Source organism: Agromyces lapidis, from assembly GCF_009749405.1.
GTDB classification, from domain to species: domain Bacteria; phylum Actinomycetota; class Actinomycetes; order Actinomycetales; family Microbacteriaceae; genus Agromyces; species Agromyces lapidis.
In genome coordinates, this window is the sequence record NZ_WBIQ01000001.1 from 89,741 (window position 1) to 110,920 (window position 21,180).

Genomic DNA, 21,180 nt, shown 5'->3' on the forward strand with positions numbered 1-21,180 from the left:
GCGTCAGCCCTCGTCGACGGCGAGCTGCAGCGTGCAGCACCCAGGGGCCGAGAACGGCAGCAGCTCGCGGGCCTCGATGGGCCCGCCCGCGTGCGCGAGCACGGTGCGGATGACGCCGAAGTGCACCGAGCACACGACGTCGCGGTGCTCGTCGACCATCGACTGGAACGGGCATCCGGCGAGCTGCACCCTGAGCTGCTCGGTGTCGATCTCGGGTTCGAACCCGGTTCGATCGAGGTGGTCGTCGAGCGCGTCGATCTGGCGCCGAGCGTCTCGGTCGAAGCCCGCGTCGGCTCGGTCCGCCGTGTTCGGCACAGCTCGGCGCAGCAGGTCCCCGCGCTCCACGGCGTGGCGAAGGCGCTCCTGGGCGGGCGGGTTGCGCTCCTCGACGCTGCCGGTGGCGGCGCTGTAGCGCAGCCGCGGGCGCCCGCGGCTCGGGCGGTGCTCGGGGGTCGCCGTGACGAAGCCGTCGTCGACGAGGCGCTGCAGGTGCTCACGGGTCGTGTTGTGGTGCAGCCCGACGGCGGCGGCGAGCTCGACCACCGTCTGGGCAGGCTGCTGCTGCAGCAGGTGCAGCAGGGCGACGCGGCTGTAGGACGACAGGGTGCGGTACGGATCCGGTTCGGTCGTGCCCGCCACTCGCCACCTCCGTCGCCATGCACCCCCGTGCGATGTGTCGCGTTGCGAGCCAGTCTCGCGCTGCGAGGGTCGAGAAGCAAACCGGCGCTCGGCGCGGCACCGCAACGGGCGTCGAACATAGGATTGCAGCACGAGCGAGAGGCGCGCATGAGTCAGAACCCCGCCGGCGTCACGGCCGACGTGACCGACGAGCCCATCGACGAGGCCGCCGTGCGCGTCGCCGTCGAGTCCGAGACGAGCGGCGCGGTCGTGACGTTCCTCGGGGTCGTGCGCAACCACGACGGCGGGCGCGAGGTGCTCGGGCTCGACTACCAAGGACACCCCGACGCCCGACGCTTCCTCGCCGACTGCGTGCGTCGCATCGCCGACGAGACGGGGCTCGCCGTCGCGGCCGTGCACCGCGTCGGCGAGCTGCGCATCGGCGACGTCGCGCTCGTGGCCGCGGCATCCGCGGCGCATCGGGCCGAGGCCTTCGACGCGTGCGAGCGCCTCGTCGAGCTGATCAAGCGCGAGGTGCCCATCTGGAAGCGCCAGCACTTCAGCGACGGCGTCTCGGAGTGGGTCGGGCTCTGAGCGCGCGGAGCGGGCCGCCGGCAGCGGCATCGCGGCGTCACCCGCCGAGGTAGCTCATCTCGGCCTTCGGGCGCGCGGCCCGCAGCTCGGGCGTGAGGCTCGACCGCACCTCGGAGTAGCGGTCGTCGCGCGCGCCCCAGATCGACGCCATCGCGACGGCGAGGCCCTCGTCGTCGACGCCGCCGCGCAGCAGCGCCCGCAGGTCGTGGCCCTCGCTCGCGAACAGGCACGTGAACAGCTTTCCCTCGGTCGAGATGCGCGCCCGGTTGCAGCTGCCGCAGAAGGTGTTGGTGACGCTCGAGATGAGCCCGATCTCGCCGCCGCCGTCGCGGTAGCGCCAGCGCGTCGCCGTCTCGCCCGGCGCGGTCGCCCCGAGCGGTTGGAGGGGCAATTCGGCGCCGATGAGGTCGACGATCTCGGCCGAGGGCACGACCTCGTCGAGCTGCCAGCCGTTCGAATTGCCGACGTCCATGTACTCGATGAAGCGGAGCGTGAACGGCGAGCCGTGGAAGCGCCTCGCCATCGGCAGGACCTCGTGCTCGTTGAGCCCGCGTTTGACGACCATGTTGATCTTGACCGGGCCGAGGCCGGCCGCCTGCGCCGCCTCGATGCCGTCGAGCACCCGGGCGACGGGGAAGCGCACGTCGTTCATCGCCTGGAACAGCTCGTCGTCGAGCGAGTCGAGCGACACCGTGACCCGGGTGAGGCCCGCGGCCTTCAGGGCCGCGGCCTTCATCGCGAGCGCCGAGCCGTTGGTCGTGAGCGCGATCTCGAGTGGGCGGCCGTCGGGGGTGCGCAGCTCGGCGAGCTGCGCGACGAGCTCTTCGAGTCCGCGTCGCAGCAGCGGCTCACCGCCGGTGAGGCGCAGCTTCTCGACCCCGTGAGCTGCAGCCACACGCGCGATCCGGGTGATCTCCTCGAAGCTCAGCAGCTCGTCGCGGTCGAGGAACGCGTAGTCGCGGCCGAACACCGTCTTCGGCATGCAGTACACGCAGCGGAAGTTGCAGCGATCGGTGATCGAGATGCGGAGGTCGCGCATCGGCCGGTCGCGGCGGTCGAGGAGCGAGGCGTCGGCGCTCTCGAGGCCCGTCGAGGGCAGCCGGCGCACCCCGAGCGCCGCTCCCGCCGAATCGGGGCGGGGCGCTCTGATCGGAATCGCCGTGTCGCTCGTCGGTCACCCCCTGCTCGTGGTGCCACCGTAACACCGGCTCAGTCACGCACCCGCACCGTGACCTCCTCGGCAGCGATCGAGAAGGCGAACCGCGCCCCCGGCTGAAGATCGAGCGCGACGGCCGCGGCGCCCGGCAGGTCGATCGCGAGTTCGGGATGCTCGACCGTCGTGAGCCGCACCCCGCCGGGTGCGGGCTGCAGGAGAGAGACGGTGCCGAACCACCGGTTCGCGACGGGCGCGGCGGATGCCTCCTGGGTGCCCTCGTGCACCGGCGCGACGTGCACCGCACCGGGGCTGAAGACCGCGGAGGCGGCACGCCCGACGGCCGGGCGCGCTGCGGCATCGGCCGCAGTCGAGCCCGACGACAGCACGAGCCGCGCTCCGTCGGTGCCCTCGAGCTGCACCTCGCCGCGCGCGGTCGCGACGCCGAGCGCGAGGTTCACGCCGGCGAGGGCCGCGACGAACGGAGTGGCGGGGTGTCCGAGCACCTCGGCGACCGTGCCGATCTGCGCGATGCGCCCGTCGTGCAGCACGGCCGCGCGCCGAGCCAGGACGATGGCGTCGAGCGGGTCGTGGGTGACGAGCACCGTCGGCGTCGCGGTCTCGGCGCAGAGCTCGCCGAGGAGTCGTCGCATCGCCGCCGCGGTGGGCACGTCGAGCGCCGCGAACGGCTCGTCGAGCAGCAGCAGCTCGGGCCGGGCGGCGAGGGTGCGAGCGATGGCCACCCGCTGCTGCTGGCCGCCCGAGAGCTCGGCCGGCCGGCGGGCGGCGAACTCCGCGGCGCCGACGCGTTCGAGCCAGTGCCGCGCCTCGGTGCGCGCAGGGCCGGCGCGCAGGCCCTGCGACCGCGGCCCGAAGGCGACGTTCTCGAGCACGCTGAGATGGCGGAAGAGCAACGACTCCTGCCCGAGCAACCCGATGCGGCGCCGGTCCACCGCCGTGGCGACGGTGCGCCGCCCGTCGGACCCGCTGCGGGCGAGCTCGCGCTCGCCGAGTCGGACCTCGCCGCGGCTCGGGGCGATGAGGCCCGCGATGGTCGCGAGCAGCGTCGACTTGCCCGAGCCGTTCGGGCCGAGCACCGCGAGCACCTCGCCGCGGTCGACGCGGACCGCCGCCTCGAGGCGGAACGCGCCGCGCTCGCTCACGACCTCGGCCACGAGCGCGCCGGATGTCTCGCCGCCGGTCATCGCGGAGCATCCTCTCGCCAGCCGCGCATGACGAGGAGCACGGCGATCGCGACCCCGATGAGCATGAGCGAGAGCGCGATGGCCGTGTCCTCGCTGACACCCGCCCCGTTGAAGGCGGTGTAGATCGCGAGCGGCATGGTGCGAGTGACCCCGGCGGTGTTGCCGGCGAAGAGTGCGGTGGCGCCGAACTCGCCGAGCGCCCGCGCGAAGCAGAGCACCGTGCCGGCGAGCACACCCGGGAGGACGAGCGGCAGCGTCACCCGGCGGAACACGGTGAAGGGCCGGGCTCCGAGGCTGGCGGCGACCGCCTCGAACCGGGTGCCGACCGCCCGGAGCGATCCCTCGACCGAGATCACGAGGAACGGGAGCGCAACGAACACCTGGGCGATCACGACGGCGGTCGTCGTGAAGGGGATGCGGACGCCGAGGAGGGCGAGGCTCTCGCCGAAGAGCCCCGTGCGGCCGAGCAGCGCGAGCAGGGCGATGCCGCCGACGAGCGGCGGCAGCACGAGCGGCAGCGTGACGAGGGTGCGCAGCACCGCCGCCGTGCGGCGAGAGGCGCGCGCCATGACGAGTGCGAGCGGCACCCCGAGCACGATGCAGCAGCCGGTGGCGATCGCCGCCGTGACGAGCGAGAGCGTGAGCGCCTCGACCGCGGCCGGCGACGTCACGGCGGCCGGCACCGCGCTCCAGTCGAGGCGCAGCAGCAGCGCGGCGAGCGGCAGCGCGAGCACCGCCACGCCGATCGCCGCGGGCGCGAGGAGGGCGCCCGGCACCCCGATCGCCCGGTGGGCGCCGATGCGCTCCCGCGAGGGCGAGGGCGAGCGCGATGACGGGGGTGAGGGCGCAGGGCCCGGGGCGAACGGGGTCTCGGTCATCGGGCCCCCGCGCGCTCCTCGTCGCGATGCGATGGGATCACGGCGACCCGAATCCGAACTCCGCGAGCACCTCGGCACCTTCGGACGACCGCACGAACTCGACGAACGCCGCGGCGGCCGCGGGGTTCGCGGCCCCGGCGAGGGCGGCGATCGGGTAGCGGTTCGTCGCGGCATCCGCGCCGTCGATCTCGATGCCCTCGACCTCGCCGTCGGCCGCACGGACGTCGGTGACGTAGACGAGCCCGGCGTCGGCCTCGCCTGTGCGCACCTTCGTGAGCACCGCGCTCACGTTCTGCTCCTCGCTCGCGGGGGACAGCTCGACGCCGGCGTCGTCGAGCAGGGTCGCGGCGGCCCGCCCGCACGGCACCTCGGCGGCGCAGACCACGACGACGGGTGCGGGGTCCGCGCCGATCGAGAGAGCGTCGAGGCCGTCGATGCTGAGCGGGTTGCCCGGCTGCACGGCGATCTCGAGCACGTTCGTGGCGAAGACCTCGGGCTCGCCCGCGACGAGGCCCTCCTCGGCGACGCGGTCGAGGTTCGGCTCGTCGGCGGAGGCGAACACGTCGGCGGGCGCCCCCTCGACGAGCTGGGTCGCGAGCACCGAGGAGCCGTCGTAGGTCACGGGCAGCACGTCGAGCGAGGGGTTGCGCGCCTCGAACCGGGTCGCGAGTTCGTCGAAGGGCCCGCCGAGCGAGGCGGCGGCGAAGATCGTGAGCTCGCCCGAGAGTTCGGGACCCGTGGTGGTGGCGGGGGCGTCGGTGCCCGAGGCGGCGCCCGAGGAGGCATCCGTCTCGGCCGACGGGGCGCACGCGGCGAGCAGCGCGAGCGCGACCGAAGCGACCGCGAACGCCGTGAGCGCGCGACGGGCGTTCACGCGTCGTCCTGCTCGGTCTCGACGACGACCATCGTCGCCTTCACGACGGCGACGCCGCGGGAGCCCACCTCGAGCCGCAGCTCGCGCGCCGCCTCGGAGGACATGAGCGAGACGACGCGGTGCGGGCCGCACTGCAGCTCGACCTGGGCCATCAGGCCCTCGATCTCGACGCGGGTGACCAGCCCCACGAAGCGGTTGCGCGCACTGCGGCGGACGCCCGTGCGATCGTCGGCGGCGGAGGCGATCGACTGAGCCCGGGCCGCGAGCTCGGCGCCCGGCACGACCTGGCGGCCCGAGGCGTCCTTCTCGACGGGGAGCAGCCCGTCGGCGATCCACCGCCGTACCGTGTCGTCGCTGACCCCGACGAGCTCGGCGGCCTCGCTGATCCGATAATGCGTCATGGAATCGAGAATAGTGCCGCAGATGCGGAAACCGTACGCGAAGCCGCACGACTGCTCCGATGGCCGCAGCGGGCGTGGCTGTTACTGTCGGGACGAAAGAGCAAGGATGCCCGCGATGAACCTCGGCCCGACTCCCGACGCCACAGGCGACGACACCGCTGCGCGCCTCGCGCAGGCCGTCGAGCTCGCGACCGAGAACGTGCGCAACGCGGGCGGGCCGTTCGGCGCGATCGTCGTCACCGCCGACGGCCGCAGCTTCGACGGGGTGAACCGGGTCACCGCGAACCTCGACCCGACCGCGCACGCCGAGATCACGGCGATCCGCGCCGCCTGCCGGGGCATCGGCGACTTCGACCTCAGCGGCGGCACGCTCTACTCGAGCTGCGAGCCCTGCCCCATGTGCCTCGCCGCAGCGCTCTGGGCGCGTCTCGACCGGGTGGTCTTCGCCGCGACCCGCGACGACGCCGCCGACGCCGGCTTCGACGACGCGCGCTTCTACCGCTACTTCGACGACGACGGCGAGGAGGCGCGGTCGATCATGCCCGTCGCCCGGCTCGAGCTCGGCGGCGAACGCCGTCTCGCGCCCTTCGCCGAGTGGAAGCGCACCGCTGACCGCATCGAGTACTGAGGGCGCGGGCTCGCCCGCTGCGGCTCGCTCGCTGCAGCGCGCTCAGCCTTCGTCGCCCCGCTCAGCCCGCGTCGCCGCCGACCCGCGCCTGCTCGACGAGCTCGAGGATGCGCGCGGCCACGCTCACCGCGATCGTCGCAGGCGCCTTGCCCGCGACCTCGGGGATGCCGATCGGCGTCGAGACCCGCGCGAGCGCCGTGTCGTCGTGCCCGAGCTCGGTGAGCTTCACCCGGAACCGCGCCCATTTCGAGTGCGAGCCGATCAGCCCGATCGAGGCGAGCCCCTCGCGCCGGAGGGCCTGGTCGACGATCGCGAGGTCCTCGACGTGGTCGTGCGTCATGACGAGCACGTGGCCGCCCGGCGGCAGCGACTCGAGCGCCGCCTCGGGCACGGGCTCGTGATGCAGGTGCACGACGGCGACGGCATCGCCGAGCACTCCCGATTCGCCCGGCACGCCCAGCCGCTCGGGCGCGAGCATCTCGGCCCGCGAGTCGATGAGGTGAAGCTCGCACTCCTGCCTGGCGAGGATGCGGGCGAGTTCGAGCCCCACGTGTCCGAGACCGAAGACGGCGACGGCCGGCACCACCGGCACAGGTTCGAGCATGAACGTGACCTCTCCTCCGCAGCATTGCACGCCGTACTCGGTCGTCGCCTTGTCGCTCAGTTGCAGCGTGACCAGCTCGGGCTCGGCCGAGCCCGCGGCGAGCAGCGCGCGAGCGCGATCGATCGCGGTGGCCTCGAGGTTGCCGCCCCCGACCGTGCCGACGATCGCGCTCCGCGAGACCACCATCTTGGCGCCGCCGTTGCGCGGCGCGTGCCCGCGCACGATCGCGAGCGTCACGATCACCGCGGGCTCGCGCGCGTCACGCAGCCGCCGCAGCGCCTCCAGCCAGTCCACCGGCGCCTCGTCACCCCTCGGGTCGCGCGGCGACCGGTTCGCGAGCGGCCGGGGCATCCGATGCGATGGATGCCTCGCGCCCGACCGGTGCGCTCGCAACGCGCTCGACGGCGCCCGCCCGCGCCGCCTCGACCGCCCGGAACACGGCCTCGGGCGTGGCCGGCGAGGCGAGCTCGACCGCGCGGCCGGGTGCGCCGAACGCGCCGACGGCGGCGCGCAGCGCCTCGCGGGCGCTGAACGCGAGCATGAGCGGGGGCTCGCCGACCGCCTTCGAGCCGTACACCGCCCCGTCCTCGCGGGCGTTCTCGAAGAGGTGCACGTTGAACACCTCGGGCATCTCCGAGAAGCTCGGCAGCTTGTACGTGGAGGCCGACTGCGTGAGCAGGCGACCCCGGTTCGGGCCGTCGCCCGTGTCCCACAGGAGCTCCTCGAGCGTGAGCCATCCCACGCCCTGGACGTAGCCGCCCTCGATCTGCCCGAGGTCGATGAGCGGCGAGAGCGAGTCGCCGACGTCGTGCACGATGTCGACGCGGCGCAGCCGGTACTCGCCCGTGAACCCGTCGACCTCGACTTCGGCGGCCGCGGCCCCGTAGGCGAAGTACTTGAAGGGCGAGCCCTGCATGCGGTCGAGATCCCACTCCAGGCCCTCGGTGCGGTAGTACCCGGCCGCGAACAGCTGCACGCGCTCGAGGTAGGCGATGGCGACGAGCTCGTCGAACCGCAGTTCGGGGCCGCCGGCGCCGGGACCGCGCACGACGCCGCCGCCGAAGCGCACCTCGCCGGGGTCGATGCCGAGTCGGGGCGCCGCCACCTCGGCCAGCCGATCTCGGATCTGCTCGCACGCGTGCTTCACCGCGCCGCCGTTGAGGTCCGCGCCCGAGGAGGCCGCCGTCGCCGAGGTGTTGGGCACCTTGTCGGTGCGCGTCGGCGCGAGCCGCACGCGGTGCGCCTCGACGCCGAGCGCGGTCGCGGCGACCTGCAGCATCTTCGTGTGCAGGCCCTGCCCCATCTCGGTGCCGCCGTGGTTCACGAGCACCGAGCCGTCCTTGTAGACCTGCACGAGCGCGCCGGCCTGGTTGAAGGCGGTGAAATTGAACGAGATGCCGAACTTGATCGGGGTGATGGCGAGTCCGCGCTTGACCTGGGTGTGCGCCCGGTTGAACGCGTCGATCTCGCCGCGGCGCGCGTCGTGGTCGCACTCCTCCTTCAGGCGGGACCAGATCGCCGGCATGCGCTCGGCGTCCTTCACGAGCTGCCCGTAGGGCGTCGTCTGGCCGGGACGATAGAAGTTCTGCTCGCGCAGCCGTTCGGGCTCGATGCCGAGCAGCGGCGCAGCGCGGCCGAGGACGTCCTCGATGAGGAACACCCCCTGCGGCCCGCCGAACCCGCGGAACGCCGTGTTCGAGGGCAGGTTCGTCTTGGCGACTCGGCCGTGGGCGCGCACGTTCGGGATCCAGTAGGCGTTGTCGATGTGGCAGAGCGCGCGGGTCATCACCGGTTCGGACAGATCGAGGCTCCACCCGCCGTCGCTCGTCAGCGTCGCCTCGAGCGCCAGAAGCCCGCCGTCGCCCGTGAAGCCCGCCCGCCACGCGATGTGGAACGGGTGGCGCTTGCCGGTCATCGTGAGATCGTGCGTGCGGTCGAGCCGCAGTCGCACCGGGCGGCCCGTGAGCTTCGCGCCGAGCGCGGCGATCGCGGCGAAGCCGTGCGGCTGCATCTCCTTTCCGCCGAAACCGCCGCCCATGCGCAGCTGCTGCACGGTGACCTCGTGCGAGGGGATGCCGAGCACGTGCGCGACGATCTCCTGGGTCTCGCTCGGATGCTGCGTCGAGCACTGCACGAGGTACTGCCCGTCGCCGTCGCGCACCGCGAACGAGGCGTGCGTCTCGAGATAGAAGTGCTCCTGCCCGCCGAACTCCGAGACGCCCTCGAGCACGAGTGACGCGGTGCGGAGGGCCTCGACCGCGTCGCCGCGCACGACCGTGCGCGGGATGCCCTGGAAGGACCCCGCCTCGATCGCCTCGCGCAGGGTGACGATCGAGGGCAGCGGCTCGGCCTCGACGCGCACGGCCGCGGCGCCGAGCCGGGCGGCCTCGGGCGTCTCGCCGAGCACCCACGCGAGGGCGTGCCCGTGGAACATGGCCTCGGCGGGGAAGAGCGGTTCGTCGTGCTTCACGCCCGCATCGTTGACGCCCGGCACGTCGTCGGCCGTGAGCACCCTGACGACGCCCGCCACCTCGTAGGCGGGGGCGACGTCGAGCGAGATGCGGGCGTGCGCGTGCGTCGACTGCACGGGCCATGCCGTGAGCACGCCCGAGGTGCGGGCGGCGAGGTCGTCGGTGTACTGCGCGCGACCGGTGACGTGCAGGGCCGCGCTCTCGTGCGGGGCGACGCGACCCACGACGGGGTCGGCCGGACGATCGGCGAGCGACGCGCCCGCGCCGCCCGAGGCTCCGGGCATCGCGCCGGAGATGTTCGGAGGGGTCGCGGGGATCATGCCGGCACCCCCGCCCGATCGGGCGCCGCTTCGGCGTCGCGGTGGAAGAGCTTCACGAGCGCGTTGCCGAGCATGAGCGAGCGGTACTCGCTCGAGGCGCGGTGATCCGACATCGGGGTGCCCTCGCCCGCCAGCACCGCCGCGGCGCGGCGCACCGTCTCGAGGCTCCAGGGCTCGCCGACGAGCGCCGCCTCGGTCGCGTGCGCACGCAGGGGGGTGGCGGCGACGCCGCCGAGGCCGATCCGGGCGGCGGTCACGACGCCGCCGTCGAGGTCGAGCGCGAATCCGAGGGCGACGCTCGAGATGTCGTCGAATCGACGCTTCGCGATCTTGTGGAAGGCCGTCAGCCTCGCGAGCGGCAGCGGGATGCGGACGGCCCGGATGAGCTCGCCCGGCGCGAGCACCGTCTCGCGGTAGCCGGTGAAGTAGTCGGCGACGCCGACCTCGCGTTCGCCGTCGAGCGAGGCGAGCACGAGACGCGCGTCGAGGGCGATGAGCGCGGGAGGCGCATCGCCGATCGGGGAACCGGTGCCGAGGTTGCCGCCGAGGGTCGCGCGGTTGCGGATCAGCCGCGAGGCGAACTGCGGGATGAGCTGCGCGAGGAGCGGCACTCGACCGTCGAGGCGCCGTTCGACCTCGGACAGCGGCAGGGCCGCGCCGAGCTCGACGGCGTCGTCGTCGACGCGGAAGCCGCGCAGCTCGTCGAGGCGGTCGATCGCCACGAGCAGCGGATCGCGGCGACCGCGGAGGTTCACCTCGACGCCGAGGTCGGTCGAGCCCGCGACGGCGACGGCCGACGGCTCGTCGTGGAGCAGTCGCAACGCCGCGTCGAGCGTCGTCGGCCGGACGAAGCGGGCGCCGCCGCCCTCGAAGTCCGTCGCGACCGGTGCAGGTGCCGGCTGCGTGCGGCGCTCCGCGAGCGGATCGCCCTCGTCGGGCCCGCCGAGCGCATAGGCGGCGTCGCGGATGGGGCGGTAGCCGGTGCATCGGCAGAGGTTGCCGCCGAGCGCATGCAGGTCGAAGCCGTTGGGGCCGTGCTCGGCGGTGTCGCCTCCCTCGGTCGCGATGGCCGCGGGCGCGCGGTCGGCGCGGTAGAACTCCGCCGCGATGCTGCAGACGAACCCGGGCGTGCAGTAGCCGCACTGCGAACCGCCCGACTCGGCCAACCCGCGCTGCACCGGGTGCAGGGACTCGGGGTCGCCGAGGCCCTCGGCGGTGACGACCTCCTGGCCGTCGAGCGCCGCGACCGGCACGAGGCACGAGTTCACCGCCGTCCACGTGGTGCCGCCCTCGTCGTCAGGGGTCGCGACGAGCACCGCGCAGGCGCCGCACTCGCCTTCGGCGCAGCCCTCCTTCGCGCCGGTGAGCCCCGTCGAGCGCAGCCAGTCGAGCGCGGTCGTGTGCGCGGTGACGCCCGTCAGCGGGCGCCGTCGTGCGTTGACGGTGAGAACGGGTTCTTCCATGGGCCGGGCTCCTCCGGTGCGACGTTGCACCCCTCCTTCGGAGTCTACGCACCTCCACCGCACCGGGCGCCGTGGAGGGGACGGCAGGTTCCGGGCACCGGGCGCAGCCCCGGGTGTAGCCTCCGAGATACGCCGCCGTCGGTGCCGACGCGCGGCGCGGACGGAGGTGTTCGCATGGCCATCGGGGTCGTCCGCAACGCCCGCCTGCGGAGGTGAGCATGCCCGCCCGTCCGCGCACGGCGCTCACGGCCGCCGAGCGCGCCCGCATCGACGACCGGCTCGACGCCACCGACCGGCTGCTCGAGCGCGCCTACCCCGGCGACGACGGCTCCCGCCAGCCGGTGCACACCATCTACGTGCCGGGCGATCGCTACACGCCCGAGCTCCCCGTCGAGTGGGGCAGGGCTGCGCGCGAGGCCGCCGCCTGGGCGGGCGGCGCCGAGGCGCTCGGCCTCCGGGTGGGCGTCGAGGCAGCGATCGCGAAGGCGGTGGCCCCCCTCGTCGAGCGGAAGCTCGCCACGGAGCCGATCGAGGACCTGCGGATCGACTTCGAGGACGGCTACGGCGTGCGCGACGACGCCGCCGAGGACGCCGACGCCGTGCGCGCCGCCAAACGCGTGGCCGCCGCGACGGGTGCGCATTTCGCGCCGCCGTTCATCGGGATCCGGTGCAAGTCCTTCGAAGCCGCGACGCGTGCGAGGGGCGTGCGCACCCTCGATCTCTTCATCACGGCGCTCGTCGAGCAGGGCGGGCTGCCCGATGGACTCATGCTCACGCTCCCGAAGGTGTCGACGGTCGCGCAGGTCGAGGCGATGGCCGAGGTGCTCGCGGCGCTCGAACGCGCCCACGGGCTGCCCGACGGCCGGCTGCGCTTCGAGGTGCAGGTCGAGACGCCCCAGCTCGTCCTCGGCGCCGACGGCACCGCCCCGGTGGCGCGGCTCGCGCTCGCCGCACCCGGCCGCATCGTCGGCCTCCATTTCGGCACCTACGACTACACCGCGGCCCTCGGCATCGCAGCGCCCTACCAGTCGCTCGAGCACCCGGCGGCCGATCACGCCAAGCACGTCATGCAGCTCGCCGTCGCGGGCACCGGCATCCGGCTCTCCGACGGCTCGTCGAACCTCCTGCCGGTCGACGACCGTGCGCTGGAGGCCTGGCGGGTGCACGCCCGCCTCGTGCGACGGGCGTTCGAGCGAGGCATCCCGCAGGGGTGGGACCTCCACCCGGCGCAGCTCCCGACGCGCTTCGTCGCGGCGTACGCGTACTACCGCGAGGGGTACCCCGAGGCATCCGCCCGCCTTCGTCACGTGCACGACGGCACCGCGGGCGCCGTGCTCGACGAGCCGGCGACGGTGCGCGCGCTCGCCGGGTTCGTGCGACGAGGCGTGCAGTGCGGGGCGCTCACGGGCGACGAGGTCGCCGCCGACACGGGCTTCGACGAGGGCGCGCTCGCCGGGCTCGCGAGCGCGAGGCGCACCGCGAGATGACCGGATGCCGCCGCAGACGCACCGAGGACGACCACGAGGAGGCTCGATGAGCGACTACTTCACCCCCGACGGCGGGCTGCCGGGGCAGCGCGAGCTGCTCAGCGACCGGGCGATCGTGACGACGGCGTACACGGTCATCCCGAAGGGGGTGCTGCGCGACATCGTGACCAGTCGCCTGCCGGGCTTCACCGACGCGCGCGCCTGGATCCTCGCCCGCCCCATCGCCGGCTTCGCGACGACCTTCTCGCAGCTCATCGTCGAGCTGGCGCCCGGCGGCGGGGCCGACCGGCCCGAGGCGGAGCCCGGGGTCGAGGGCGTCGTGTTCGTCACCGCGGGCGCCCTCGCACTGACCCTCGAGGGCCGGCCGCACCGGCTCGAGCCCGGCGGCTACGCGTACCTCGCCGCCGGCGCGAGCTGGTCGATCGCGAACGACGCCGATGAGCGCGTGAGCTTCCAGTGGATCAGGAAGGCCTACGAGCCGGTCGAGGGCGTCGATGCGCCGGCGTCGTTCGTCACGCGCGACCAGGACGTCGCGCCGCAGCCGATGCCGGGCACCGACGGCGCCTGGGCGACGAGCCGCTTCGTCGACCCCGACGACCTCGCGCACGACATGCACGTGAACATCGTGACGTTCCGGCCGGGCGGGTCCATCCCGTTCGCCGAGACGCACGTGATGGAGCACGGGCTGTTCGTGCTCGAGGGCAAGGGCGTGTACCGGCTCAACGACGACTGGGTCGAGGTCGAGGCGGGCGACTTCATGTGGCTGCGGGCGTTCTGCCCGCAGGCCTGCTACGCGGGCGGGCCGGGCCCGTTCCGCTACCTGCTCTACAAGGACGTCAACCGGCAGGTGAGGCTCACCGCGTGAACACCGAGCCCGAGGCATCCGCGCCGTTCGACCTGGTGCTGCGCACACGACGCGCCCTCGTCGACGGTGCGTTCGCGCCCGTCGAGCTGGGCGTCCGCGACGGCGTCGTCGCGGCGATCGCCCCGCTCGGCACGGGGCTCGAGGGCGCGGATGTCGAGACCCTCGCCGACGACGAGGTGCTCCTGCCCGGGCTCGTCGACACCCATGTGCACGTCGACGAGCCGGGCCGAACCGAATGGGAGGGCTTCGCCTCGGCGACGCGGGCGGCCGCGGCCGGGGGTGTCACGACGATCATCGATATGCCGCTCAACAGCATCCCGCCGACTGTCTCGGTCGCGGCGCTCGCGGTCAAGCGCGCCGCGGCGTCCGGGCAGCTCGCCGTCGATGTCGGGTTCTGGGGCGGGATCGTGCCCGGCTCCCTCGACGAGATCGAGCCGCTCGTCGCCGAGGGGGTGTTCGGCTTCAAGTGCTTCCTGCTGCCCTCGGGGGTGCCCGAGTTCCCGCCGCTGAGCGCCGAGGAGATGGAGGCGGCGATGCGACGGATCGCGGCGCTCGACTCGCTGCTCATCGTGCACGCCGAAGACGCGGGGCTGATCGAGGGCGCCCCGCACCGCGGCGGGCCCGCCTACGCGGACTTCCTCGCCTCGCGACCGCGGGCCGCGGAGGACACGGCGATCGCCGAGGTCATCGCCCGCGCGAGCCGCACCGGCGCCCGCGCGCACGTGCTGCACCTGAGCGCCGCCGACTCGCTCGGCCGCATCGCCGAGGCCCGCGCCGCCGGGGTCCGCCTGACCGTCGAGACCTGCCCGCACTACCTGACCCTGAGCGCCGAAGACGTTCCCGCCGGGGCGACCGCGTTCAAGTGCTGTCCGCCGATCCGCGAGCGGGCGAATCGCGACGCCCTCTGGCAGGGGCTCGCCGACGGCGTCATCGACCTCGTCGTCTCCGACCACTCGCCGGCCACGCCCGAGCTGAAGTTCGCGGGCGACGGCGACTTCGAGCTCGCCTGGGGTGGCATCGCGTCGCTGCAGCTCGGGCTGCCGCTCGTCTGGACGGAGGCGCGCCGTCGCGGCATCGGGCTCGAGCAGGTCGTGCGATGGATGTCGGAGCACCCCGCCGAGCTCGTCGGGCTGCCCGCGAAGGGGCGCATCGCGGTCGGCGCCGACGCCGACCTCGTCGTCTTCGCGCCCGAGTCCCGCTTCACCGTCGACGCCACGGCACTGCTGCACCGGCATCCCGTCTCGCCGTACGACGGCCGCGAGCTCTCGGGCGTCGTCCGCCGGACCCTGCTCGCGGGCGAGCCCGTCGATCGCGAGCGGCCTCGCGGGCGGATGCTCCGGCGGGAGCCGCTTCCCCCCGCGAGTGGCCGCCTGCACACTGGGGCGATGACGCAGGCGAGTCGGCTCGAGCGGTTCAACGGCACCGATCGCGAGGACGCGTTCGCGTCGCTCCGGCCGTGCCTCGACGTCGCCCGCTGGTGCCAGGAGCTCGTCGACGCCCGGCCGTACGCCTCGGTCGATGCGCTCGTGCGTGCGGCCGGCGAGGCCGCCTCGCCGTTCACGGCCGCCGAGGTCGCCCGGGCGCTCGGCGACCACCCCCGGATCGGCGAACGCGCGACCGGAGCCGGTGAGGCCGCGACGCTGTCGCGCGGCGAGCAGGCGGGTGTCGACCCCGCCGACGCCGAGCTCGCCCGTGCGCTCGCCGAGGGCAACGCGGCGTACGAGCGGCGGTTCGGGCGGGTGTTCCTCATCCGGGCCGCGGGGCGCTCCGCGCGCGACATCCTCGACGCGCTCACCGACCGCCTCCGCAACGACGACGCCGCGGAGGCGGCGGTCGTCGCCGAGCAGTTGCGCGAGATCGCGGTGCTGCGAGTGAAAGGACGTTTCTCATGAGCCGGTCGCAGATCACGACCCACGTGCTCGACGCCGCCCGCGGCGTGCCCGCCGTCGGCGTGGCCGTCGAGCTCCTCAGGCGCGACGGCGACGGCGACGACGACGGCGCCGGGTGGACGATGCTCGCGCGCGCCGTGACCGACCACGATGGACGGGCGAACGCGCTCGGCCCCGAGCGCGTCGCGCCGGGGGAGTACCGGCTGCGCTTCGACACGGGGGCCTACTTCGCCGCCCGAGGGACCGCGGGCTTCTACCCCGAGGTGCTCATCACCTTCGCGGTCGAGGAGGAGGGGCGGCACCACCACGTGCCGATCCTGCTCAGCCCGTTCGCGTATTCCACCTACCGAGGGAGCTAGACGAGCATGAGCGACGAAGCGAACGGCAACGGCGGCAACAGCGGCGACGGCGGCAACGGCATCGTCCTCGGCCCGAACCGGTACGGCAAGGCCGAGGTGCGGCTCGTGCGGGTGACCCGCGACACCGCGCGGCACGAGGTCGACGACCTCAACGTGACCTCGCAGCTGCGCGGCGACTTCCGGGCGGCGCACCTCGAGGGCGACAACGCCCACGTCGTCGCCACCGACACCCAGAAGAACACGATCTTCGCCTTCGCCCGCGACGGCGTCGGCGCGCCCGAGGAGTTCCTGCAGCGGCTCGCCGACCACTTCACGGGCGAGTTCGACTGGGTCACGGGCGGGCGCTGGCTCGCCGAGCGGTTCGCGTGGGAGCGCATCGCGAGCGACGGCGAGGAGCACGACCACGCCTTCGTGCGCTCCGGCCAGGAGGTGCGCACCGCCGCGGTCGTCGTCGACGGCGGCGTGCGCCACGTGCTCGGCGGGCTGCAGGACCTCACCGTCATGAAGACGACGGACTCGGGCTTCGAGGGGTTCCCGAGAGACCGATACACGACCCTCCAGGAGACGGCCGACCGAATCCTCGCGACGAGCGTCGCCGTGCGCTGGCGGTTCGCCGCCGGCTCCCGCCCCGACTACGACGCGCTGTACGGACGCGTGCGGGCGCACCTGCTCGCGAGCTTCGCCGAAGGGTACTCGCCCGCGCTGCAGGCGACGCTGTACGACATGGGCCGGGCGGTCCTCGAGACCGAGGCCGAGCTCGACGAGATCCGGTTCTCGATGCCGAACCGGCATCACTTCGCGGTCGACCTCGCGCCGTTCGGCCTCGACAACCCGAACGAGGTGTTCTTCGCCGTCGACCGGCCCTACGGCCTGATCGAGGCCTCGGTCATGCGCGCGGGCGTCGAGCCGGCGCCCGCGGCATGGGAGGGCGTCGCGGGCTTCTGCTGACCCGCATCCGGACGGGTGCCGCTCGTCGTGTTCGGCTAGCCTCGGGAGGCATGGACCGTGACGTCGTGAATGCCGCCGAGGCGCTCGCCGAGGCGGCCGATCTGCGCTCGGGCGTCGTCACCCGCGAGGCGGCCGAGCACGAGATCGCCGACGTGCTCGGGCGGTTCGAGGCCACGTGGGGCGGGGGGCGCGGGCCCGACCACGCGATGATCCGCGCGCTCCTGCACGCCGGCGCGACCGTGCTCGTCGCGGTCGCCGACGACGAGGGCGGGGTGGATGCCTCGGCGACGCCGCCGTTCGCGACGCCCGGCGCGCTGCTCGGCGCCACCCTCGGGTTCCTCGGCTGGAACGAGGGCCTCCACGTGCACTCGCACATGAACGCCGTCGCGCCCGAGGCGCGCGGGCACGGCATCGGCCTCGCATTGAAGCTCCGCCAGCGAGCGATCGCGCTCGCGCACGGCGTCGACGAGATCCGCTGGACGTTCGACCCGCTCATCCGCCGCAACGCGCACCTGAACCTCGTGCGGCTCGGCGCCGAGGTCGCCGCCTACCTGCCCGAGTTCTACGGGGTGATCGGCGACGAGATCACCGGCGCCGACCGCAGCGACCGCTTCGAGGTGCGCTGGCGGCTCGACGCCCCGCGCGTCGAACGGGCGCTCGCCGGTGCGCCCGCACCGACGTGGTCGGGCGGTGAGCGGCTGGCGCTCGTCGCCGACTTCGAGGCGCTTCGTCGTACGGACCCCGTCGAGGCCTCGCGCCTGCGCGACGCCTCGGTCGTCGCGTTCACGACGATGGCGCGGCAGGGGCTCCGTGCCGAGCTCGACGCGCACGGCGACTACGTCTTCACCGACGACGACCCCGACCGCCACGACGAGGAGACGAGATGAGCACGACGGCGAGCCGCATCGAGGCGATCGAGCTGCACCGCATCGAGGTGCCGCTCGTGCGGCCCTTCGAGACGAGCTTCGGGCGCGAGACGGTGCGCGAGGTCCTGCTGGTGCACGTCCGCACCGATGCCGGCGACGGTTGGGGCGAATGCGTCGCCGGACGCGACCCGTTCTACTCGGCGGAGTACGTCGACGGCGCGGCATCCGTGATCGAACGCTACCTCGCGCCCGCGCTGCTTGCGGCGCCGTCGACCGCGCCGCCGGACGGCGAGGAGGGGCCCGGCCGGCGTGGGGCCTCGCTGCCGCTCGCCCGCTCGCTCGCCGGCACCCTCGGCTTCGTGGCCGGGCATCGCATGGCGAAGGGCGCACTCGAGGCCGCCGTGCTCGACGCCGAGCTGCGGGCGCAGGGCCGCTCGATGGGCGAGGCGTTCGGCGCCGTGCGCGAGTGGGTCGACTGCGGGGTCTCGGTCGGCATCGCACCGACGCTCGAAGAGCTGCTCGACGAGGTCACGGGCTACCTCGAGGCGGGGTACCGGCGCATCAAGCTGAAGATCAAGCCCGGCTGGGACGTCGTGCCGGTGGCTGCCGTGCGCGAGTTGATGGGCCGCGGCGGGCTGCTCCAGGTCGACGCGAACACCGCCTACACGGCCGATGACATCCCCCTGCTCGCCACGCTCGACGCGTTCGAGCTGCTGCTCATCGAGCAGCCCTTCGCCGAGGAGGACCTCGCCACCCACGCCCGCCTCGCCGCCGCGTGCGAGACCCCGGTGTGCCTCGACGAGTCGATCCTCGACGCCGCGACGGCGGTCGACGCGATCGAGCGCGGTTCGACCTCGGTGGTGAACATCAAGCCCGGGCGCATGGGCGGCTACCTCGAGGCACTGCGGGTGCACGACGCCTGCCGCGAGCTCGACGTGCCCGTCTGGTGCGGCGGCATGCTCGAGACCGGGCTCGGCCGTGCCGCGAACGTCGCGCTCGCGGCCCTGCCCGGGTTCCTCCTGCCCGGCGACACCTCTGCGTCCGACCGCTACTACGCCGACGACCTGACCGAGCCCTTCGTGCTCGGCGAGGGCGAGCATCGCGGCCAGCTGAAGGTGCCGGATCCCCCGGGCACCGGCGTGACCGTGCGCCCCGAGCTCGTGCGCGACTGGGCGTCGCGACGGCCCGTGCAGCTCGCGCGCTGAGACGTGGTCCGCTCAGCCGAGCAGGCCGAGCGCGCGCTCGCCGATGCGGGCGACGCCGTCGGCGTGCACGGGGTCGTCGTCGAGCGCGAACCAGGTCGACGACAGGGCGCACCACGCGACGAGCCAGCGGGCGAAGCGGTCGGGCTCGAGGGGCGCGCCGGCGCCGGCGGTCGCATCGAGCACGACCCCGAACTGGCGCTCGAGCCGGCCCGGCGCGAGGGCGCGCTCGTGCGAGGGGTTGCAGAGCAGGTTGCAGTAGTCGAACCCGGTCTCGCCGACGAGCCCCTTCGGGTCGATCGCGAGCCAGCCGCGTTCGCCGAAGTCGAGCACGTTGCCGTGGTGCAGGTCGCCGTGCAGCACGCGCTCGTCGCGGGGCGCGTCCAACAGCTCTCGTGCGAGCTCGGCGCCGCGCCGGTGCAGCGGGTCGAGCCCGTCGGCGTGGGTGAACAGCTCGCGGAACCAGTCGGTGAGTGGGGCGAGCAGCGGATCACCGGACTCGGTGCGGCCGGTCGTGCCGGTGTCGACGACGAGCGCATTGCGGTCGCCCGGCGGGTCGAGCTCGGCGACCTCGAGGTGCAGCCGGGCGGCGGCGTCGCAGAGCACCCGGGTCGCCTCGTCGTCATGCCCCGCCAGCACGAGCCGCACGAGGTCGTTCGGCCCGGTCGCCCGTTCGAGCAGCACTGCCGAGCCCTCTCGTCGGAGCACCCGCGCGACGCCGCGACCCGCGAGCCGCTCGAGCAGTTCGCCGCCGCGTTCCTCCTCGTCGACGCGGGCGATCTTCAGCATCGCGGCGACGCCGTCGGCGGTGCGCACCGGGATGAGCGTGCTCGACGCGGTCGTCTGCACGTCGCCTTCGGCGCGCAGCCGCCAATGGTGCAGCCATTCGAGGTCGGCCCCGTGGCCGGGGTCGACGGGCCCGAGGTCGCTCACGGGGTCGGGCCGCTCGGAGCGTCGGCGGAGGGCGGCCATGAGAGCGCACCGTCGGCGTCTCGGTACCTCGCCCACGGGTCGTAGTCGACCTCGAGCGGCTCCTGCGGCGGTCGCTCGGCCTCGGGCACGTGCTGCAGGTTCACTCGGATGCGGTACCAGAGCGAGGAGCTGCCGCGCATGCCGTCGACGAGCACGTCGGCCGGCTCGAGGAGCGCGACGACCTCGGGATGCCGCGCCTTCCATCGCTCGAGGCCCTCGAGCGCCTCGTCCTTCGTCTTCGCCCTCGCGATCTCGATGAGCGGCATCGTCGACCGACGGCGTCCCGATCCGTCGGAGCCGCGCGGCGCCTTCTCGGCCGGCCCGAGCTCCTCGGCGCGCCGGAGGAGGCCGTCGAGCCGACCGACGGCATCGTCGATTCCCGCGGCCGGGTCGCCGCGCTCGGCGAAGCGCTCGAGCACGGTCGCGACGGTGAAGCGCTCGGGGCGGCTGCCCGAGACCTCGGACCAGTCGAGCGGCGTCGACACGCGCGCGTCGGGCAGCGCCCTGACCGAGTACGCCGAGGCGACCGTGCGGTCCTTCGCGTTCTGGTTGAAGTCGACGAACACGCTCTCGCCGCGCTCCTCCTTCCACCAGCGCGCGGAGGCGAGCCCCGGTGCCCGGAGCTCCACCTCGCGGGCGAGCGTCTCGGCGGCGAGACGGACCTCGGCGAAGCTCCATTCGCGCTCGATGCGAACCGAGATGTGGATGCCCCGCGAGCCCGACGTCTTCGGCCAGCCGACGAGTCCGTGGTCGTCGAGCACCTCGCGTGCGACGAACGCGACGTCGACGATCTGCGACCAGTCGACGCCCGGCATCGGATCGAGGTCGACCCGCAGCTCGTCGGGGTGGTCGAGGTCGTCGGCCCTGACCGGGTGCGGGTTGAGATCGATGCAGCCGAGGTTCACGACCCAGGCTAGCGCCGCGGCATCCGTCACGACCACCTCTTCCGCGGAGTTGCCCGAGGCGTAGTGCAGGGTCGCGGTCTCGATCCAGTCGGGTCGCTTCTCGGGCGCGCGCTTCTGGAAGAAGGCCTCCTGGTCGATGCCCTTCACGAAGCGCTTCAGCACCATCGGCCGCCCGGCGACTCCGCGCAACGCCCCGTCGGCGACCGCGAGGTAGTACTGCACGAGATCGAGCTTCGTGAGGCCCGGCTCGGGGAAGACGAGCTTGTCGGGGTGCGAGATCCGCACTTCGCGGCCCCCCACGTCGATGACCTCTGCCGCACGCGCTGCCGGGCTCATCCCTTCACCCTAGGGGCGCCTCCGCGCCCGCGGAACCCTGCGGGCCGGACCGCCCCCTCCCGCCCCCTCCTGCCCCCTCCCATCTTCCGCGCCGCGGAGGTTTCCGTTCCGACCCATGGTGACCGACTCGGTGGAAACAGCC

At 73.8% G+C, this 21,180-nt stretch carries 20 protein-coding genes and 1 pseudogene; 10 read left to right on the top strand and 11 right to left on the bottom strand.

Going from position 1 to position 21,180, the window contains the following annotated elements; translation table 11 throughout:
* Positions 1-3: 3 nt before the first annotated feature.
* Positions 4-639 (bottom strand): helix-turn-helix transcriptional regulator, encoded by a 636-nt coding sequence (locus GQQ93_RS00460; protein ID WP_157422267.1) that lies wholly within the window; start codon positions 637-639, stop codon positions 4-6.
* A 147-nt stretch (positions 640-786) separates the two neighbouring features.
* On the opposite strand from GQQ93_RS00460, the gene GQQ93_RS00465 reads away from it, so the two are divergent.
* Entirely contained in the window at positions 787-1,212 is a 426-nt protein-coding gene (locus GQQ93_RS00465; RefSeq protein WP_157422268.1) for a molybdenum cofactor biosynthesis protein MoaE, read from the top strand.
* Positions 1,213-1,249: 37 nt separating this feature from the next.
* On the opposite strand, the gene moaA is transcribed toward GQQ93_RS00465, so the two are convergent.
* The 5 genes from moaA to GQQ93_RS00490 form a co-directional block, all read right to left on the bottom strand.
* Complete coding sequence (gene moaA, locus GQQ93_RS00470; protein ID WP_281349859.1) at positions 1,250-2,320, bottom strand: GTP 3',8-cyclase MoaA; 1,071 nt, start codon at positions 2,318-2,320, stop codon at positions 1,250-1,252.
* A 101-nt stretch (positions 2,321-2,421) separates the two neighbouring features.
* Complete coding sequence (locus tag GQQ93_RS00475; RefSeq protein WP_157422270.1) at positions 2,422-3,570, bottom strand: sulfate/molybdate ABC transporter ATP-binding protein; 1,149 nt, start codon at positions 3,568-3,570, stop codon at positions 2,422-2,424.
* Positions 3,567-4,448 (bottom strand): ABC transporter permease, encoded by an 882-nt coding sequence (locus tag GQQ93_RS00480; protein ID WP_157422271.1) that lies wholly within the window; start codon positions 4,446-4,448, stop codon positions 3,567-3,569. Before GQQ93_RS00480 ends, GQQ93_RS00475 begins: the two co-directional genes overlap by 4 nt.
* Positions 4,449-4,485: 37 nt before the next feature.
* Positions 4,486-5,322, bottom strand: a complete 837-nt coding sequence (modA, locus tag GQQ93_RS00485) for a molybdate ABC transporter substrate-binding protein (RefSeq protein WP_157422272.1) — start codon at positions 5,320-5,322, stop codon at positions 4,486-4,488.
* A complete protein-coding gene (locus GQQ93_RS00490; protein WP_157422273.1) occupies positions 5,319-5,723 on the bottom strand; it encodes a TOBE domain-containing protein in 405 nt (134 codons plus the stop codon). Before GQQ93_RS00490 ends, modA begins: the two co-directional genes overlap by 4 nt.
* A gap of 115 nt (positions 5,724-5,838) precedes the next feature.
* Here GQQ93_RS00490 and GQQ93_RS00495 point away from each other — a divergent pair, with 115 nt between their 5' ends.
* On the top strand, positions 5,839-6,351 hold the full coding sequence (locus GQQ93_RS00495) for a nucleoside deaminase (protein WP_157422274.1): 513 nt from the start codon (positions 5,839-5,841) through the stop codon (positions 6,349-6,351).
* 61 nt (positions 6,352-6,412) lie between these two features.
* On the opposite strand, the gene xdhC is transcribed toward GQQ93_RS00495, so the two are convergent.
* The 3 genes from xdhC to GQQ93_RS00510 are packed head-to-tail and all read right to left on the bottom strand — an operon-like array spanning position 6,413 to position 11,209.
* Positions 6,413-7,249: a xanthine dehydrogenase accessory protein XdhC gene (gene xdhC / locus GQQ93_RS00500; protein WP_157422275.1), complete on the bottom strand. Its 837-nt coding sequence runs from the start codon at positions 7,247-7,249 to the stop codon at positions 6,413-6,415.
* A 10-nt stretch (positions 7,250-7,259) separates the two neighbouring features.
* Positions 7,260-9,710 (bottom strand): xanthine dehydrogenase molybdopterin binding subunit, encoded by a 2,451-nt coding sequence (xdhB, locus tag GQQ93_RS00505; RefSeq protein WP_157422759.1) that lies wholly within the window; start codon positions 9,708-9,710, stop codon positions 7,260-7,262.
* Positions 9,711-9,742: 32 nt separating this feature from the next.
* Positions 9,743-11,209: a xanthine dehydrogenase small subunit gene (locus GQQ93_RS00510; RefSeq protein ID WP_157422276.1), complete on the bottom strand. Its 1,467-nt coding sequence runs from the start codon at positions 11,207-11,209 to the stop codon at positions 9,743-9,745.
* 218 nt (positions 11,210-11,427) lie between these two features.
* On the opposite strand from GQQ93_RS00510, the gene GQQ93_RS00515 reads away from it, so the two are divergent.
* From GQQ93_RS00515 to menC, 8 genes and pseudogenes are all read left to right on the top strand, one after another.
* Complete coding sequence (locus GQQ93_RS00515; protein ID WP_157422277.1) at positions 11,428-12,696, top strand: DUF6986 family protein; 1,269 nt, start codon at positions 11,428-11,430, stop codon at positions 12,694-12,696.
* A gap of 46 nt (positions 12,697-12,742) precedes the next feature.
* Positions 12,743-13,561, top strand: coding sequence for a bifunctional allantoicase/(S)-ureidoglycine aminohydrolase (locus GQQ93_RS00520; protein WP_157422278.1), 819 nt, complete (start codon positions 12,743-12,745; stop codon positions 13,559-13,561).
* Positions 13,558-14,904, top strand: a pseudogene (allB, locus tag GQQ93_RS00525) (allantoinase AllB); the annotation flags it as partial. The gene GQQ93_RS00520 and the pseudogene allB, both read left to right, overlap by 4 nt.
* A 42-nt stretch (positions 14,905-14,946) precedes the next feature.
* Entirely contained in the window at positions 14,947-15,453 is a 507-nt protein-coding gene (gene uraD, locus GQQ93_RS17815) for a 2-oxo-4-hydroxy-4-carboxy-5-ureidoimidazoline decarboxylase (RefSeq protein WP_170296104.1), read from the top strand.
* Positions 15,450-15,809: a hydroxyisourate hydrolase gene (gene uraH, locus GQQ93_RS00530; protein ID WP_157422279.1), complete on the top strand. Its 360-nt coding sequence runs from the start codon at positions 15,450-15,452 to the stop codon at positions 15,807-15,809. The genes uraD and uraH overlap by 4 nt, the downstream gene beginning before the upstream one ends.
* Before the next feature lie 6 nt (positions 15,810-15,815).
* Complete coding sequence (gene pucL / locus GQQ93_RS00535; RefSeq protein WP_157422280.1) at positions 15,816-16,757, top strand: factor-independent urate hydroxylase; 942 nt, start codon at positions 15,816-15,818, stop codon at positions 16,755-16,757.
* A 50-nt stretch (positions 16,758-16,807) separates the two neighbouring features.
* Positions 16,808-17,644: a GNAT family N-acetyltransferase gene (locus GQQ93_RS00540; RefSeq protein WP_157422281.1), complete on the top strand. Its 837-nt coding sequence runs from the start codon at positions 16,808-16,810 to the stop codon at positions 17,642-17,644.
* Complete coding sequence (menC, locus tag GQQ93_RS00545; protein ID WP_157422282.1) at positions 17,641-18,828, top strand: o-succinylbenzoate synthase; 1,188 nt, start codon at positions 17,641-17,643, stop codon at positions 18,826-18,828. The genes GQQ93_RS00540 and menC overlap by 4 nt, the downstream gene beginning before the upstream one ends.
* 12 nt (positions 18,829-18,840) lie before the next feature.
* On the opposite strand, the gene GQQ93_RS00550 is transcribed toward menC, so the two are convergent.
* Positions 18,841-19,797 carry an aminoglycoside phosphotransferase family protein gene (locus GQQ93_RS00550; RefSeq protein ID WP_157422283.1) on the bottom strand — a complete coding sequence of 319 codons (957 nt, stop codon included), beginning with the start codon at positions 19,795-19,797 and terminating at the stop codon, positions 18,841-18,843.
* Positions 19,755-21,038 (bottom strand): non-homologous end-joining DNA ligase, encoded by a 1,284-nt coding sequence (gene ligD / locus GQQ93_RS00555; RefSeq protein ID WP_157422284.1) that lies wholly within the window; start codon positions 21,036-21,038, stop codon positions 19,755-19,757. Before ligD ends, GQQ93_RS00550 begins: the two co-directional genes overlap by 43 nt.
* Between the last annotated feature and the right edge of the window lie 142 nt (positions 21,039-21,180).